Source organism: Papillibacter cinnamivorans DSM 12816, assembly GCF_900176335.1.
GTDB lineage: Bacteria > Bacillota > Clostridia > Oscillospirales > Oscillospiraceae > Papillibacter > Papillibacter cinnamivorans.
The window spans coordinates 3,437-17,202 of sequence record NZ_FWXW01000009.1; the positions used below are offsets into that span (position 1 = coordinate 3,437).

Genomic DNA, 13,766 nt, shown 5'->3' on the forward strand with positions numbered 1-13,766 from the left:
CCTTTGGGCGGAACCGCAAGCGATGCCATATACCACGAAACGCTTCGCGTTTGTGGTATAATAACCCCGGGCAACTGAGGGCGGTTTTGCTCTTTTAGCCGTGTTTCGTCTTTTTTCATCGGAATGAACTGCGGTTATAGTATAATAACCTCACGGTGCGGATTCTATCATAAAACAGCAGCCGTTTATGATGGAATCCGCCGGCCGGCCGGTCCGCGGTAAATTTTTTCGCTTTATCCGGGGAAAGGAAGTGTTCGCGCGTTGCAACCGCATCGGAGGTATATGGACTTCCTGCTCCCCGCCGGGCTCATTTTGCTCGGGGTACTGGTGCGCTGCCTGTTTTTCGGGAGCGTACCCGTGGGCTTCAACCAGGACGAAGCTTCGGCGGGATACGAGGCCTTCGCCCTGCTGACTTCTGGAATGGACCGGGTCGGCAATCCCTGGCCTGTGCTTCTTACCGCGTGGGGCAGCGGGCAGAACGCGCTGTATACCTATCTCTCCATTCCCATCGTCGCCCTTCTGGGCCTGAATGTCTTTTCTGTAAGGCTCCTGGCCCTGATCGCAGGCTGCGCCTCCCTTCCCCTGTTTTACCTCGTGACGAGACGCCTGGGCGGAGCCGGTCTCGGCCTCGCGGCCCTTTTCCTTCTGGCCATAAATCCCTGGCACATCCTGATCAGCCGTTGGGCGCTGGAGTCCAATCTGTTCCCCTTCTTTCTCCTTCTGGGTCTCTGGCTTCTGGTGAAAGGCTGGGACGAGCCCAGGATTCTTCCTTTTGCGGCTTTTGTCTTCGCCCTGTCTTTGTATTCTTACGGAACCGCTTTTTTCTTCGTTCCGCTCTTTCTTCTTTTTTGTCTGCCCTTTTTCCGGAGAGCGGGCAGGCTGCCCGCCGGAGTCTTCTGGCTTTCCGCCGCCGTCTTTGCCGTCGTCGCCTTTCCCATCGCGGCCTGCAACGTCATCAATCTGTTTTCCCTGGATTCGGTGAGGATCCTGGGCTTTACCCTGCCCCGCCTCACGCAGCCCAGGACGGTTGTGACCACCATATTCAGTGCCGGCCGGCCTCTTTCCGCGGCCATGGACAATTTTACCGCTTTCCTGAAGCTGATGGTCTTTCAGGAAGACGGCCTTGTCTTCAACTCGGTCCCGGATTTCGGCACGATTTACTTCTTCTCCCTCCCCATTGTCCTCTGGGGTATCTTCGTCTCCTTGCGCCGCGGCCCCTTTCGCCGCTCCGCCCCCGGGTTTCTGTTTCTTTTCGCCCTTCTCGTCTGTATCCTGTGCGGTTTTCTGATTGACGTGAACATCAACCGCATGAATATGATCTATATTCCCCTCATTTATTTCTGCGCCGTCGGGCTCCACGACCTGGTTCTACAGTTCCGCCGCTTCGGACTGGTGCCCGTCGCCGTATACCTCGTTTCCTTCTGCCTTTTTATATCGGTGTATTTCACCTCCTATCAAAAGACCATGTCCCAATGGTTTTACCAGGGTCTCGGCGAGGCTGTGGAATATGCCGAAACCGTGGACGCGAAGAGGGTTTATATCACGGACGCCCCGGAAATGCCCTACATTTTTGTCCTGTTTTACGAAAAGGTTCCCCCGGAGGAGTTCATTCGGACGGTTAAATACGAAAATCCCGGAGACGCGTTTCAGCAGGTCTCCTCCTTCGGAAAATACACCTTCGGCCGGTTTCCTGAGGACGCGGAAGGGGTTTATATCGTCCACCGGAGCGAAGTAAAAAAACTGCCTGAAAACTGTGTGACCACTCAGTTCGGCAATTACGTCGTTGCCGTTCCACAAAGCTGATTTTTCTGATCATTTCGGCGCGCCGCTCGCCGGAAAAGCGGCAGCCGGGAGGAAAAGCCTGCCGGCGGGGAGCTTTTTTATGAAAGGAATCGTATTTGCGGTGATGGCCGGAACCTGCGTGGCGCTTCAGAGCACCTTCAATTCCCGTCTGAGCGAAAAGATCGGCGTCTGGGAATCCAACGCTGTGGTCATGGCCGTAGGGCTCGCCGTCGCGCTGATCCTTGTCTGGTTTCTGGGCGACGGAAGCATATCGAATATCCGGGAAGTGAATCCCCTCTACCTCACGGGTGGGATTCTTGGTGTCATAATCGTCTTTTCCGCCATCCGGAGCGTCTCTTTGGTGGGGATCGGCTTCTTTCTCATCGCCTCCTTTGCAGCCCAGATTGTCGTCGGCTTTCTCGTGGACAGCTTCGGGCTTTTCGGCCTGCCAAAGGTCGCCTTCAGCCCCGCGAAGCTCGCCGGCATCGCCCTCATCCTGGCCGGCGCCTTCCTCTACCGCCTGAAGTAGCCTTTTCGCCGGTTCAAGTATATTCCTTTCCTGATGAAAAATACCGGTTCAAACGCCAGCGGCGTCTGTACCGGCACTCCAGTCTGTCAAAAGAGTCCTCGTCCTTTTCGCCACCGGCGAAAAACTTTTGCGGATTTCGTGTTGCGTTCCGTGACCGAAATCCGCAAAAGATGAAATCTCTATGTCTTGCGGGAATTCACTTCTCGCAAGACATACATTGCGCGCCTTCGCAAAGGCGCGATCCTTCTCCCGCTTCCGTCGGAAAACGGAGTTTTTCGACGGAAACAGATACCGGTTCAAACGCCAGCGGCGTCTGTACCGGTATTTGTTTTTTATTGTCCCTGATTTGCCTTGCTCTCCAGGTATTCGTCGTAGGTCGTGGTACGGTCGGTGAACGCTCCCGGGGCAAAGTCGAAGATTCGGTTTGCCACGGTTTGTACCAACTCGTGGTCGTGGGATGCGAACAGCACGTTGCACTTCACTGCCTGCAGCCCGTTGTTGAGAGCGGCGATGGACTCCAGGTCCAGGTGGTTCGTCGGCTGGTCCAAGAGCAGCACGTTGGCTCCCGAGAGCATCATCCGCGCCAGCATACACCGGACCTTTTCTCCCCCGGACAGCACCTTCACGCTCTTGTAAACATCCTCGCCCGAAAAGAGCATCCGCCCGAGAAAGCCTCTTAAATAGCTCTCGTGCTTGTCTTCGGAAAACTGACGCAGCCAATCCATTACGGTGTCCTCGCAGTCGTTGAAGAAAGCGGAATTGTCCTTGGGAAAATAGGCCTGGCTGGTGGATACGCCCCATTTTACCGTACCCGCGTCCGGCTCCGTCTCCCCCATGAGGATTCTGAACAGCAGCGTGTGGATCTGCTCGTCCCCCACAAAGGCGATCTTGTCGTCGTGCCGTACCGCGAAGGAAACGTTGTCCAGGACCCTGACGCCGTCCACCGACTTGGTGAGACCCTCCACGAAGAGGATGTCCTTCCCCACCTCCCGCTCGGGCTTGAACCCCACCCAGGGATACCGGCGGGAGGAGGCGGGCATCTCTTCCACGGTGAGCTTATCCAGAAGCTTCCGCCGGGAGGTGGCCTGCCGGGACTTGGATTTGTTGGCGGAAAAGCGGGAGATGAACTCCTGCAGATCGCGTATCTTCTCCTCGTTCTTCTTGTTCTGGTCCCGCAGAAGAGACTGCATGAGCTTACTGGACTCATACCAGAAATCGTAGTTGCCCACATAGAGCTTCACCTTGCCGTAGTCGATGTCCACGATATGGGTGCACACGGTGTTGAGAAAATGCCGGTCGTGGGAAACTACGATTACGGTTCCCGGAAAATCCAGCAGAAAATTCTCCAGCCAGATGGTGGAGGTGATGTCCAGGTTGTTGGTGGGCTCGTCCAGGAGGATGATGTCGGGATTGCCGAAAAGCGCCTGGGCCAGGAGCACCTTCACCTTCTGCCGTCCGCTCAGCTCCTCCATCGTTTTGCCGTGGAGCTCCACGGGGATCCCCAGTCCCTGGAGGATGCGGGAGGCGTCCGACTCGGCCTCCCAGCCGTTGAGATTTGCAAATTCCGCCTCCAGCTCGGATACCAGAATGCCGTCTTCGTCGGAAAAATCCTCTTTGGAGTAAAGCCTCTCCTTTTCCTTTCCGATCTCGTAAAGGCGGGGATTTCCCATGATGACGGTATCCATCACCGGATAGGCGTCGAACTGGAACTGGTCCTGCTTTAAAACCGACATGCGGGTGCCCGGCAGCCTGTCCACCGTCCCTCCCGTGGAATCAAGCTCTCCAGCGAGAATCTTCAGGAAGGTGGATTTTCCCGCTCCGTTGGCGCCGATGATGCCGTAGCAGTTTCCCCGGACGAACTGGAGGTCCACATGGCTGAACAGGACGGTCCCGCCGTATTGTAAACTGACGTCGCTGACTGTGATCAATGATAAATCTCCTTTATTTTACTGTTTGCGGATTTCTTTCCGTTACTCGATCTTCATCCTCCGGGATAATAGAAGGTTCAGGGTGGCAAACACGGCGTCCGCCATAAATATGTATTTGTACCCGTGGGCTCCCGTGGCCGCCCAGAGAAGTCCCCCCAGAGTGGGGACGGTCATAGCCACCACATGGTCCAGGCTGACCCCCGCGGAAAGGGTGGGCGTCACGTCCTCGGGGCAGATGGCGATTTTCTTCACATAGGTGGACCGTGCCATTTCCACGACGCTCATGGAGCTGTCAAGGATATAGCAGGCGCTGACGATGGCAAGGGCGATTGCGCGGGGAAGAAGATCTTCCGAAAAGGTATATCCGAAGCAGATGACAATGAGGATCACCGCTTCCACGGACAGTACAAACCGCTCTCCCCGCTCATCGATGGCTCTCCCCACGATGGTCCGCGTCCCGATGCTCACAAGAGCGATGATCACGCCCAGGATGGCGAAGATCGGAGGGTCCAGCCCGTAGACCTGGATCAGCACCCAGGGAGCAAAGGTGAGAAAGATCTGCTTCCTGGCCCCGTTTACCAGGCTCAGGGCATAGTACAGCGAATACTTTTTCCGGAACACCAGCTTGACCTTCCGGGCCGCCGGCGGCGTCCGCTTCATCATGCGGAAAACGAAAAAGGCGCACGCGAAGAGGATTCCCGCGATGACAAAGGCGCCGCTGTAAGTCAGGCCCAGAAGCCTGAAGCCGACCCAAACCACTCCGTACCCGATAATGGTGGCAATCAGCGCATAGGCGCTGTAGAGTCCCAGCCGCACGCCGTAGGATTCCTTCTGGGAAAGGCTCATGCCGATGGTGGGGTTGAGCGGCAGGTACATATGCAGTCCCATGCTGTAGATCATAAGCCATACCAGCATGACCCCGAAGCTGGGAGAAAAGAGACCCAGGCCCACAAGTCCCAGCGCCGAAGCTACCATGGCCAGTGCGGCCATGCGCACGTCCCCCAGAAACGCCAGCGCTCCCAGCACGAGGACCACCAAAGTCCCTGGAAGCTCCCGGGGAAACTCCACGACCCCACGGGCTTCGGCGGTGAGCATGAAGATATCGCTGAGGTAATTGTTGAAAACCGTGGTGTATATGCCGGTGGCGGCTCCGATGAACACGCCGGCCAGTACATACAGGGAAAAGTCCCGGTCTTCCCGGAAAGAGGTTTTCACTCTCGCCGCTCTGCCCGCCAAAAACTGCTTCAAGCTATCATTCCCTTTTTATAGAACTGTAAAAGTGCCCGGAACACGCCGGTTCTTCCATCATACAGAAAAATTGGGTGGAAATCAATTGCCCCTTCTTTGAATCGGCAATAAATTTTACCCTTTTCGTATAAAAAAAGAATTGTAATATTAAAAAATAAGAAGTATAATGCTATTTTGGAATTTTATCATCGGAAAGCCTAAAAGGAGGCCCCTGTTTTGCAGAACACTCAGCTTCGCAACGTCGCCATTATCGCCCACGTGGACCATGGAAAAACCACGCTGGTGGACGAAATGTTCAAACAGAGCGGCGTTTACCGCGACAATCAGGTCGTCGTCGAGCGCGTTATGGACTCCAACGACTTGGAGCGGGAACGCGGCATCACCATATTGGCGAAAAATACCTCCATCCGCTACAGCGGCGTCAAAATCAACATTGTGGATACTCCCGGCCACGCGGATTTCGGCGGCGAGGTGGAACGGATCCTGAAAATGGTCAACGGCGTCATCCTGCTGGTGGACGCCGCCGAAGGCCCCATGCCCCAGACCCGTTTCGTGCTCCAGAAGGCCCTGGAGCTGAAGCATCGGGTCATCATTCTCATCAATAAGATCGACCGGCCGGACCGCAGGGTGAAGGAAGTGATGGACGAGGTTCTGGAGCTTCTCATGGACCTGGACGCGACCGAGGAGCAGCTGGATTCCCCCATTCTCTACTGCTCGGCCCGTCAGGGGATCTGCTCCTTCTCTCCTGACGAAGCGGGCACGGACCTCCGTCCCCTGCTGGACACCATTGTGGACTATATTCCCGCCCCCTCCGGCGACCCCACGGCCCCCCTCCAGATGCTGATATCCGCCATCGACTATAACGACTACGTGGGCAGGATCGGCATCGGCCGCATCGAGCAGGGAACCATCCGCCAGAATCAGGACATTCTGGTCTGCGATTATCACGGGGAAAAGCCCAACCGGAAGGCCAAGGCGGTCTCCCTCTTTCAGTTCGAGGGTTTGAACCGCGTTCCGGTGACCGAGGCCGACGCGGGCAACATCATAGCCCTGTCCGGCATCGCGGACATCGCCATCGGGGACACCGTATGCGACGTGTCCAGTCCCGCGCCCCTTCCCTTTGTCAAGATTTCCGAGCCCACGGTGGAAATGACTTTTTCCGTTAACGACAGTCCTTTTGCCGGAAGGGAAGGAAAATTCGTCACCTCCCGGAACCTCAGAGACCGGCTCTTCCGGGAAACCCTCAAGGACGTCTCCCTCCGGGTGAATGAAACCGAAACGACGGAGGCCTTCAAGGTTTCCGGCCGCGGCGAGATGCACCTTTCCATCCTCATTGAGACCATGCGCCGGGAGGGCTACGAGTTCCAGGTCTCTCCTCCCAGGGTCTTGAACCGCATGGTGGACGGCGTTCTCAACGAGCCCGTCGAGCTTCTGGTGGCGGATATTCCGGAGGACTCCGTGGGCCCTGTCATCGAGAAAATGGGAAGCCGCAAGGGCGAGCTGGTCCAGATGACCCCGGTGGGAAACCGGATGCGCCTGGAGTTTCTCGTTCCTTCCCGCGGGCTTTTCGGATACCGCAACGAATTTTTGACCGACACCCGGGGCGAGGGGATCATGAGCGCCGTCTTCAGCGGCTACGCCCCATATAAAGGGGACATCAGCCGCCGCGCCACGGGCTCCCTCGTCGCCTTCGAGACTGGCGAGGCCGTCACCTACGGGCTTTATAACGCCCAGGAGCGGGGCGCCCTCTTCATCGGGCCGGGCACTCCCGTCTACGCCGGTATGGTGGTGGGCGTGTCCCCCAAGTCGGAGGACATCTCGGTGAACGTCTGCAAGAAAAAACAGCTCACCAATATGCGCGCTTCCGGCAGCGACGATGCCCTGCGTCTCGTCCCCTTCCGGAACTTAAGCCTGGAGCAGTGCCTGGAATTTCTGGCCGACGACGAGCTTCTGGAGGTCACCCCGAAGAATCTCCGCATCCGCAAGCGGATTCTGGACCACGCCCAGCGCATGAAAGCCCTCAAAGGCAGCGGAAACTGAATAACAGCAATAGAAGCATGCCGCAATACGGTTTGGAACCGTATTGCGGCATGCCTTTTTAAACCTTTCGGAAAACGTTTCAGGGAAAGGAATCTGCTTTGAAGAAATGTCCTCGCCCTTGCGGCGCTGCGCATGCCGTAATCCGTCAAAAAGACGGGGGAGAACCCGCCCCAAGGAAAATACCCACCTTGTCGCCCGTATTCACCCAAGTATGCAGGAGGCTGCTTTCATAGTAAAGGGTATCGCCCGAATCCACGTTGAACTTCTCTTGCCTCCCTGTTTCGGGGTCGGTCAAGGTGACCTCGAAGGAACCCTCGATCACAAAGCAGAATTCTTCTCCCACATGCTGCATGGGGCCGATGGAGCACTTGGGCTGCACACGGAAATACGCGGGAATGATCACCTTGTTTTGTACGTCCTGCGCCAGAAGGAGCGCCTCGACCCCTTCGAAGTTGTAACCCAGTTCCGGAGCGCTGGCCAGATGGACCAATCGGCCGGAATGATCCGGCTTGTCCACAAGATCCGCCATTGTCCTGTGATAGATCTTCAGGAGCTTTTGCAGGTTGGAATAGCTGATGCCGCTCCGGCCGTTTTCCAGCATGCTGAGAAAAGCCGAGGAACATCCCATCTGTTCCGCAACCGCCTCCAGCGTGGCTCCTTCGTCTTTCCGGATTTTTTTCAGTTTGCTTCCCAGGGCCCAGATGTTTTCATTCATTCCGATTCTCCTAATTGACGCTTAGTATTCTATAGATGCTTAATATTAATCATTATACAGGAAGCAGAACCATTTGTATACTTAAAATTTAGAACAAAAATGAAATTGATTTTTCCGGCGCGGTGATAGAAAACGCCGGCAGGCTCTGGCAATAACCAGAGCCTGCCGGCATAGGGGACATTATATAGTATGGTGGTCTCAGGGTACTTTCACGTATTCCGCATGCTTTTTGGATTTCATTTCCGCGCTTTGTACCATGCCGTAAAGAACGGCCGCCGCAAGAATCGCGGAGGGAATGATGTAGGAGTAGGCTCCGGTCAGGCCGAAAACTCCCGTAAGGGGCAGAACCGTAAAGAGGACGACGGATGTGAATGCGATCCCGGTGGCGGGCGGGTCCACCCAGCAGTCTCCGTACACGAAGAAGAGCTTTGCCACCAGATCGCCCATGAATGCGGCAATCATACCTCCGGCAAGTCCCCAGATCAGATTGCCCCCGCTGATCAGCAGGCCGTAGGATGCGCAGAGGCTGATATGGTGCGTCACGGGGATTTTGACTCCGATCTGCACCCAGATCAGCGTGATGACGGAAAGGAAAAAAGGAATGTAAATGGCGTACGGCGCCGCCGCCGCATCCTGCATCATCCAGTAGGTAAGGCAGGCGGACCCGCCGCCGGCGGCGAGGCCGATCATGGTCTTTTCCGCCGCGGTGTTGACGTAGGGAAGCCACATGCCCGTAGAATAGACGCTCAGCCTGCCGCCAATCTTTTTGATATCAGCGGGCGTTTCCCCGAACACTTCTTTGAGTCCGCGGTCTCCGAAAATTACTTTGGCGATAATGGCAGAGGCGAAAACCGTAAGCGCCACGGTATCAACTTTGCCGGGAAATACGGCGGCAAACCCGTAGTTGAGAACATAGCCCAGCATCCCAACGAGTCCGCCGATCACCAGCACCACCGGTTTTTTCAGGCTCACGAGGGCGGTGAAGATGTCTTTTCCCGCCTCAAGATATCCCATTTTTCTTGCGAATGCCGCCGCGCCAACGCCTCCGGCAAACATGATATGCGGCCCGTAGAAGGATCCGAACGGGATAACGCCGAGCCAGTTGAACGTTGCTCCGCACATTCCGGCGGCCACTCCGCCGATTCCGACGATCCCGACGAAGATAAACGCCGTCAGGCCGCCGAACGCCGCGCCGAATGCTCCTCCGCAGAACGCGGCCAGCAAAGCTGTCAGATTCATGCCGGTACCTCCTTCTTATTTTTGTTGATAAAGATGGATGCGCGGTCAGCTGAAACAACCGGCCGCGCATCTTTCCCGTGCTGGACGGGCAGATCAGAACCGCTCTTTTCGCCGCAACAGTTCTATTTCTTTTCCGGCAGCCCGATCATCTTGCGGTATTCGTTGGGGGTCGCCACGTCGCGGCCAAGATATCCCAGCAGCTGCTGGAAGCTTTTGAAGTGCTCGGCGTTGTTTGCGATCTTCTCGTTCCTGTGGGGCCATTTCCACACGGTGTCTTCCATGCCCACGCGGATATGCAGTCCCAGAAGGGCCGCGAAAGTGGCAAGATAGCTGGAGGCCCGGCCGGCGGCGCAGACCATGGTCACCGCCTGGTCGTCGATTTCCATGATACGGTTGTTCATATGCATCAGGCTTTCCACCATCGCCTTCTGGTTCGGCATGGGGCTGCCGCCGGGAAGATTGGCCAGGATGATGAAGTGATACGGCTTCTGCAGAAGCCCGGTCTTGATGAGATACCGATTGGCGTTGTCGATGTCGCCGTCGCAGTAGACTGCGATCTGGGGCTTGACGCCGAATTCCTGGCAGAGTCTCGTCTTTTCGATCATGACGTGGGGCGGCTTGCAGAACAGGGAGTCGCCGCAGTATGTAGCGACCGTGTTGATGGGGGTAACGTCCAGAAGCCCCGACTTGAGGCAGTCGATCATTTTATCCCACTCGCCGTTCTGCATGGGAACCATGCAGCCGTCGAAAACCGTCTGGGGAAATTCCTTTCTCAGGGGGTCGATCACCCTGTGAAACAGCTCCGGATCCAGCGTGTTGTATCCGTCCTTGTCCCGCACGTGAATGTGGACGATGGGTGCGCCGGCAAGGCAGGCCTCCCGCGCGGACTGGTAGATTTCTTCCGGCGTAATGGGATGGTTGGGATTGGTCCGCTTGCTGTAGAAGGAGCCCGTGATGGTTGTGGAAACGGCGATTTTGCGGGGGATGTTCCAGGCCGGCTGGACGTCGATTCCGATGCCGTACTTGGTGCCTACGGGATCGGTGATTTCCGGCAGCCCGTAAGGCATCCAGATACACTTGAACTCTTCCTGTTTCTTCAGTTCTTCAATATATGCCCAATTTACTTTGTCGGTCGCCATTGAATAACCCTCCATTCATTCTGTTGATCGGTGTCACGCTATGTATGCTTCCGGTTCAGATGAGCTCTTCCAGTTCCGGCATTAAAAGCGCGTAGTCCTTAACCATCGTGGCCGCCAGGGTCTCGCCGCCGTCCACCGGGAGCAGCGCGCCGGTGATAAAGTCTGCGTCCGGGGAGGCGAGAAACAAAGCCGCATTCGCCACGTCCTTCGTCTCCCCCCACCTGTGGAGCGAGATCATGTCGGTAACCCTCTGCCGGAATTCCGGATTGCCGTAGCTGTACGTTGTCAGGGAGGTTTTGGAATAGGTGGGGCAGATTCCGTTAACGGTCACACCGACTCCGCCGTACTCGATGGCCAGACACCAGGTGAGGTCCGCCAGGGCGCCCTTAGTGGCATTGTACGGGGTTTGCCCGGGCGTTCCTCTCAGGCCCGCTGTGGAAACCATGTTGACGATTTTCCCGCTTTTCTTCGGCACAAAAGTCTTGAGAGCCTCTTTACAGCACATCCAGGTTCCTCTCAGATTCACGGCAATGACGGCGTCCACGTCGGACATCGGAATCTTGTAGAACGCGCCGCCCCGGAAAATTCCGGCGTTGTTCACCAGGATATCGATGGTTCCAAAGTGATCCACCGCTTTTCCGAAAGCGGCGATGACGTCTGTTTCCTTTGAAATGTCGCACTTGACAAAAATAGCTTCCCCGCCCCTGTCGCGGATGAGCTGATCGGTATAAACCTCCGGAGTATCGTCATACCCGCCTGTCAAAGCCTCGTGCTGAATATCCAGACATACAACCCTCGCGCCTTCCTGCGCAAATTTGAGAGAGATTGCGCGCCCGAATCCGGATCCCGCCCCGGTGACTACCGCGATCTTTCCATCCAGTTTTCCCATTTGTTAATCCTCCTTTATTATTTCTGGTATTCTTTATTTATCTGTTGTGCTTAAATTATAAGTAATCATTAAATCATTGTCAATACCTTTTTGAAAATATATTTAAAATCCGAGGCGGCATACGGTTGTAGTCGTATGCCGCCTCGGATTGGTCAAACAGAATAAATACTATGGAATACGTTAAACGGTGCGCTTTCCTGTTGCCGGCCGCGCTCCGTTATAATCGCGCTTATTCTCAGATCTCCGCTGTGTCCCCGGTCTGGAAATAGTGGAGCCGGTCCCCCAGGTTCTTCTTCAGCTCTTCAAAGGCGGCCAGTCCCGTGCAGTGCCCGGTATAGACCTGATTAACGCCCAGCTCGATGAGCCGGCCGCACACAGCCTTCACATATTCCGGCGTGCAGTTCATAAGATGCGTCCCGTTTGCCTGATCGGTCCTCATCATATGAAACCCCCCGAACACGTGAGTGATCCGTTTCCCGGGAAACTCACGGAGCGCGTTAGTCGTGATGTTGGCGATGCCCCTGTGGCTGCAGCTGTTGAACAGAACCAGCGAGTCTCCGTTTTCCATCACGAGACTCTGCTCGTGGAGATACCGGTCCGGCACAAGCTTCCCGTCCAGCTCCTCCAGCAGGTTCCTGCTGTGGCCCGCGTACCGCGGATCCTCCTCCCCGTCGGGGACCAGCCAGACCCCCGGGTCCAGCGATACTTTGCCCTCCACAAAACGGAACCGGTCCGGAAACTCCTCGAAAATCCCCTTCCGCTGGCCGATATACCGCGCCGAGTCGCCGTCCTCGGCGTAATACTGTCCGTTCTGCGCCTCCTTGCGGATATAGACCTTCGCCTTGTGGTTTACGGAAAAGAAGTCGTCCATCCCGCCGATGTGGTCGTAATGATCGTGGGAAATGATCGCCGTGTCCACATCCTCCAGGGGGACCCCCAGCTTGAGGGCGTTCCGAAGAAAGGCGCCGTGGGCCCCGGTGTCCAGAAGATACCGGCGCCCCCGGTATTCGATGTACAGCGACAGCCCGTGCTCCGATTCCAGGTTTCCCGGAGCGCAGTTTTCCACCAGCGCGGATATCTTCAATAAAATCTTCCCCTTTCGTGGTTATCTGGCCGGCAGCAGGGTCTCCTTCGCCTTCTTCAGCGCACGGCAGAATGCGTCGATATCCTCCCGCGTGTTTTCCGGGCAGAAGCTCACCCGTATGGCGCCTTTTGCCGTCTTCGGCGGCAGTTTCATGGCCGCGATTACGTGGCTGGGCTTTCCTTTGTGACAGGCCGAACCCGCCGAAACGCAGACGCCCTCTTCCCCCAGAAATCTCACCAGTGTTTCGCTGGGATATCCCGGCAGAGAAATGCTCAGGATATGAGGCGCCCCTCCCCGGCCGATCCTCTTCGCCTCGGGGACCTCCGATGCCAGCCTTTCCAGGGTGTACGCCTTCAACGCCTCCATAACTCGGATGTGCTCCTCCAGATGCTCCTTGCCGTAACGGCAGGCTGCGGCGAAACCCGCGATCTGGGCCGTTGCCTCCGTTCCCGGACGAAGACCGCCCTCCTGCCCGCCGCCGAAAATAAGCGGACGCAGCCGGACGCCTTCCCGGATATAGAGCGCCCCGATCCCCTTGGGTCCGCCGATCTTATGGGCGCTGACGGAGATCAGGTCCGCTCCCAGGTCCTTCGCCGAAAAGGGCACCTTTAAAAACCCCTGCACCGCGTCGGTGTGCAGCAGCGCGCCGCTTCCTTTCCGGCGCAGGACTTCTGCTATTTCCGGGATCTTCGTCACGGCCCCGGTCTCGTTGTTCACCATCATGGCAGATACCAGAAAGGTGTCCTCCCGCAGCGCCTGCTCCACCGCCCCGGCGGAAACGCCCCCGTCGTCGTCCGGCGGCAGGTAGGTGACCTCGAAGCCCCGTCCTTCCAACTCCTTGGCGGTATTCAATACCGCCGAGTGCTCCACGGCGGTGGTGATGATATGCCCCCGGCGGCGCCCCTGGGCCGTTCCGAACAGCGCCCAGTTGTCGCTCTCGGTGCCTCCCGAAGTGAAGATCAGTTCCTCCGGCAGGCACCCCAGTGCCTCGGCCACAATCGATCTGCTTTTCCCGACAAGTGCAGCGGCCCGCAGTCCCATGGGGTGCAGCGAGGATGGGTTTCCGTAATCCTCTGTCATGACCTTTGCCATGCTCTCCGCCGCAACGGGATACGTCCGGGTGGTGGCCGCGTTGTCCAGATAGAAAATCATACTTTCAGGGATCTCCTTTTC

The 13,766-nt window shown here is 56.8% G+C and carries 11 protein-coding genes; 3 read left to right on the forward strand and 8 right to left on the reverse strand.

Going from position 1 to position 13,766, the window contains the following annotated elements; translation table 11 throughout:
- The first annotated feature begins 282 nt into the window (after positions 1 to 282).
- Positions 283 to 1,803 carry a glycosyltransferase family 39 protein gene (locus B9A13_RS11795; protein WP_084235368.1) on the forward strand — a complete coding sequence of 507 codons (1,521 nt, stop codon included), beginning with the start codon at positions 283 to 285 and terminating at the stop codon, positions 1,801 to 1,803.
- Between the two features lie 79 nt (positions 1,804 to 1,882).
- Complete coding sequence (locus tag B9A13_RS11800) at positions 1,883 to 2,311, forward strand: DMT family transporter (protein WP_143806996.1); 429 nt, start codon at positions 1,883 to 1,885, stop codon at positions 2,309 to 2,311.
- A gap of 332 nt (positions 2,312 to 2,643) precedes the next feature.
- Here B9A13_RS11800 and B9A13_RS11805 read toward each other — a convergent pair whose 3' ends face one another.
- Together B9A13_RS11805 and B9A13_RS11810 are read right to left on the reverse strand one after the other, a co-directional pair.
- Positions 2,644 to 4,239, reverse strand: a complete 1,596-nt coding sequence (locus B9A13_RS11805; protein WP_084235370.1) for an ABC-F family ATP-binding cassette domain-containing protein — start codon at positions 4,237 to 4,239, stop codon at positions 2,644 to 2,646.
- 42 nt (positions 4,240 to 4,281) lie between these two features.
- Positions 4,282 to 5,487 carry an MFS transporter gene (locus B9A13_RS11810; protein ID WP_084235371.1) on the reverse strand — a complete coding sequence of 402 codons (1,206 nt, stop codon included), beginning with the start codon at positions 5,485 to 5,487 and terminating at the stop codon, positions 4,282 to 4,284.
- Positions 5,488 to 5,703: 216 nt separating this feature from the next.
- On the opposite strand from B9A13_RS11810, the gene typA reads away from it, so the two are divergent.
- Positions 5,704 to 7,527, forward strand: a complete 1,824-nt coding sequence (typA, locus tag B9A13_RS11815; protein WP_084235372.1) for a translational GTPase TypA — start codon at positions 5,704 to 5,706, stop codon at positions 7,525 to 7,527.
- Positions 7,528 to 7,672: 145 nt separating this feature from the next.
- Here the strand turns inward: typA and B9A13_RS11820 are convergent, their stop codons facing one another.
- The 6 genes from B9A13_RS11820 to B9A13_RS11845 form a co-directional block, all read right to left on the reverse strand.
- A complete protein-coding gene (locus B9A13_RS11820) occupies positions 7,673 to 8,242 on the reverse strand; it encodes a helix-turn-helix domain-containing protein (RefSeq protein ID WP_084235373.1) in 570 nt (189 codons plus the stop codon).
- Between the two features lie 198 nt (positions 8,243 to 8,440).
- Positions 8,441 to 9,481, reverse strand: coding sequence for a DUF7973 family transport facilitator (locus B9A13_RS11825; protein WP_084235374.1), 1,041 nt, complete (start codon positions 9,479 to 9,481; stop codon positions 8,441 to 8,443).
- A 122-nt stretch (positions 9,482 to 9,603) separates the two neighbouring features.
- A complete protein-coding gene (locus B9A13_RS11830; protein ID WP_084235375.1) occupies positions 9,604 to 10,620 on the reverse strand; it encodes a beta-keto acid cleavage family enzyme in 1,017 nt (338 codons plus the stop codon).
- A gap of 55 nt (positions 10,621 to 10,675) precedes the next feature.
- Complete coding sequence (locus B9A13_RS11835) at positions 10,676 to 11,509, reverse strand: SDR family NAD(P)-dependent oxidoreductase (RefSeq protein WP_084235376.1); 834 nt, start codon at positions 11,507 to 11,509, stop codon at positions 10,676 to 10,678.
- 235 nt (positions 11,510 to 11,744) lie between these two features.
- Positions 11,745 to 12,593 carry an MBL fold metallo-hydrolase gene (locus B9A13_RS11840; protein ID WP_084235377.1) on the reverse strand — a complete coding sequence of 283 codons (849 nt, stop codon included), beginning with the start codon at positions 12,591 to 12,593 and terminating at the stop codon, positions 11,745 to 11,747.
- A 21-nt stretch (positions 12,594 to 12,614) separates the two neighbouring features.
- Positions 12,615 to 13,745, reverse strand: coding sequence for a cysteine desulfurase family protein (locus B9A13_RS11845; RefSeq protein ID WP_143806999.1), 1,131 nt, complete (start codon positions 13,743 to 13,745; stop codon positions 12,615 to 12,617).
- Between the last annotated feature and the right edge of the window lie 21 nt (positions 13,746 to 13,766).

Bases quoted from the DNA above. Each gene is read 5' to 3' on its own strand.
- B9A13_RS11795 (WP_084235368.1), top strand. From the start codon at position 283: ATGGACTTCCTGCTCCCCGCCGGGCTCATTTTGCTCGGGGTACTGGTG.
- B9A13_RS11800 (WP_143806996.1), top strand. From the start codon at position 1,883: ATGAAAGGAATCGTATTTGCGGTGATGGCCGGAACCTGCGTGGCGCTT.
- B9A13_RS11820 (WP_084235373.1), bottom strand. From the start codon at position 8,242: ATGAATGAAAACATCTGGGCCCTGGGAAGCAAACTGAAAAAAATCCGG.
- B9A13_RS11825 (WP_084235374.1), bottom strand. From the start codon at position 9,481: ATGAATCTGACAGCTTTGCTGGCCGCGTTCTGCGGAGGAGCATTCGGC.
- B9A13_RS11830 (WP_084235375.1), bottom strand. From the start codon at position 10,620: ATGGCGACCGACAAAGTAAATTGGGCATATATTGAAGAACTGAAGAAA.
- B9A13_RS11835 (WP_084235376.1), bottom strand. From the start codon at position 11,509: ATGGGAAAACTGGATGGAAAGATCGCGGTAGTCACCGGGGCGGGATCC.
- B9A13_RS11845 (WP_143806999.1), bottom strand. From the start codon at position 13,745: ATGATTTTCTATCTGGACAACGCGGCCACCACCCGGACGTATCCCGTT.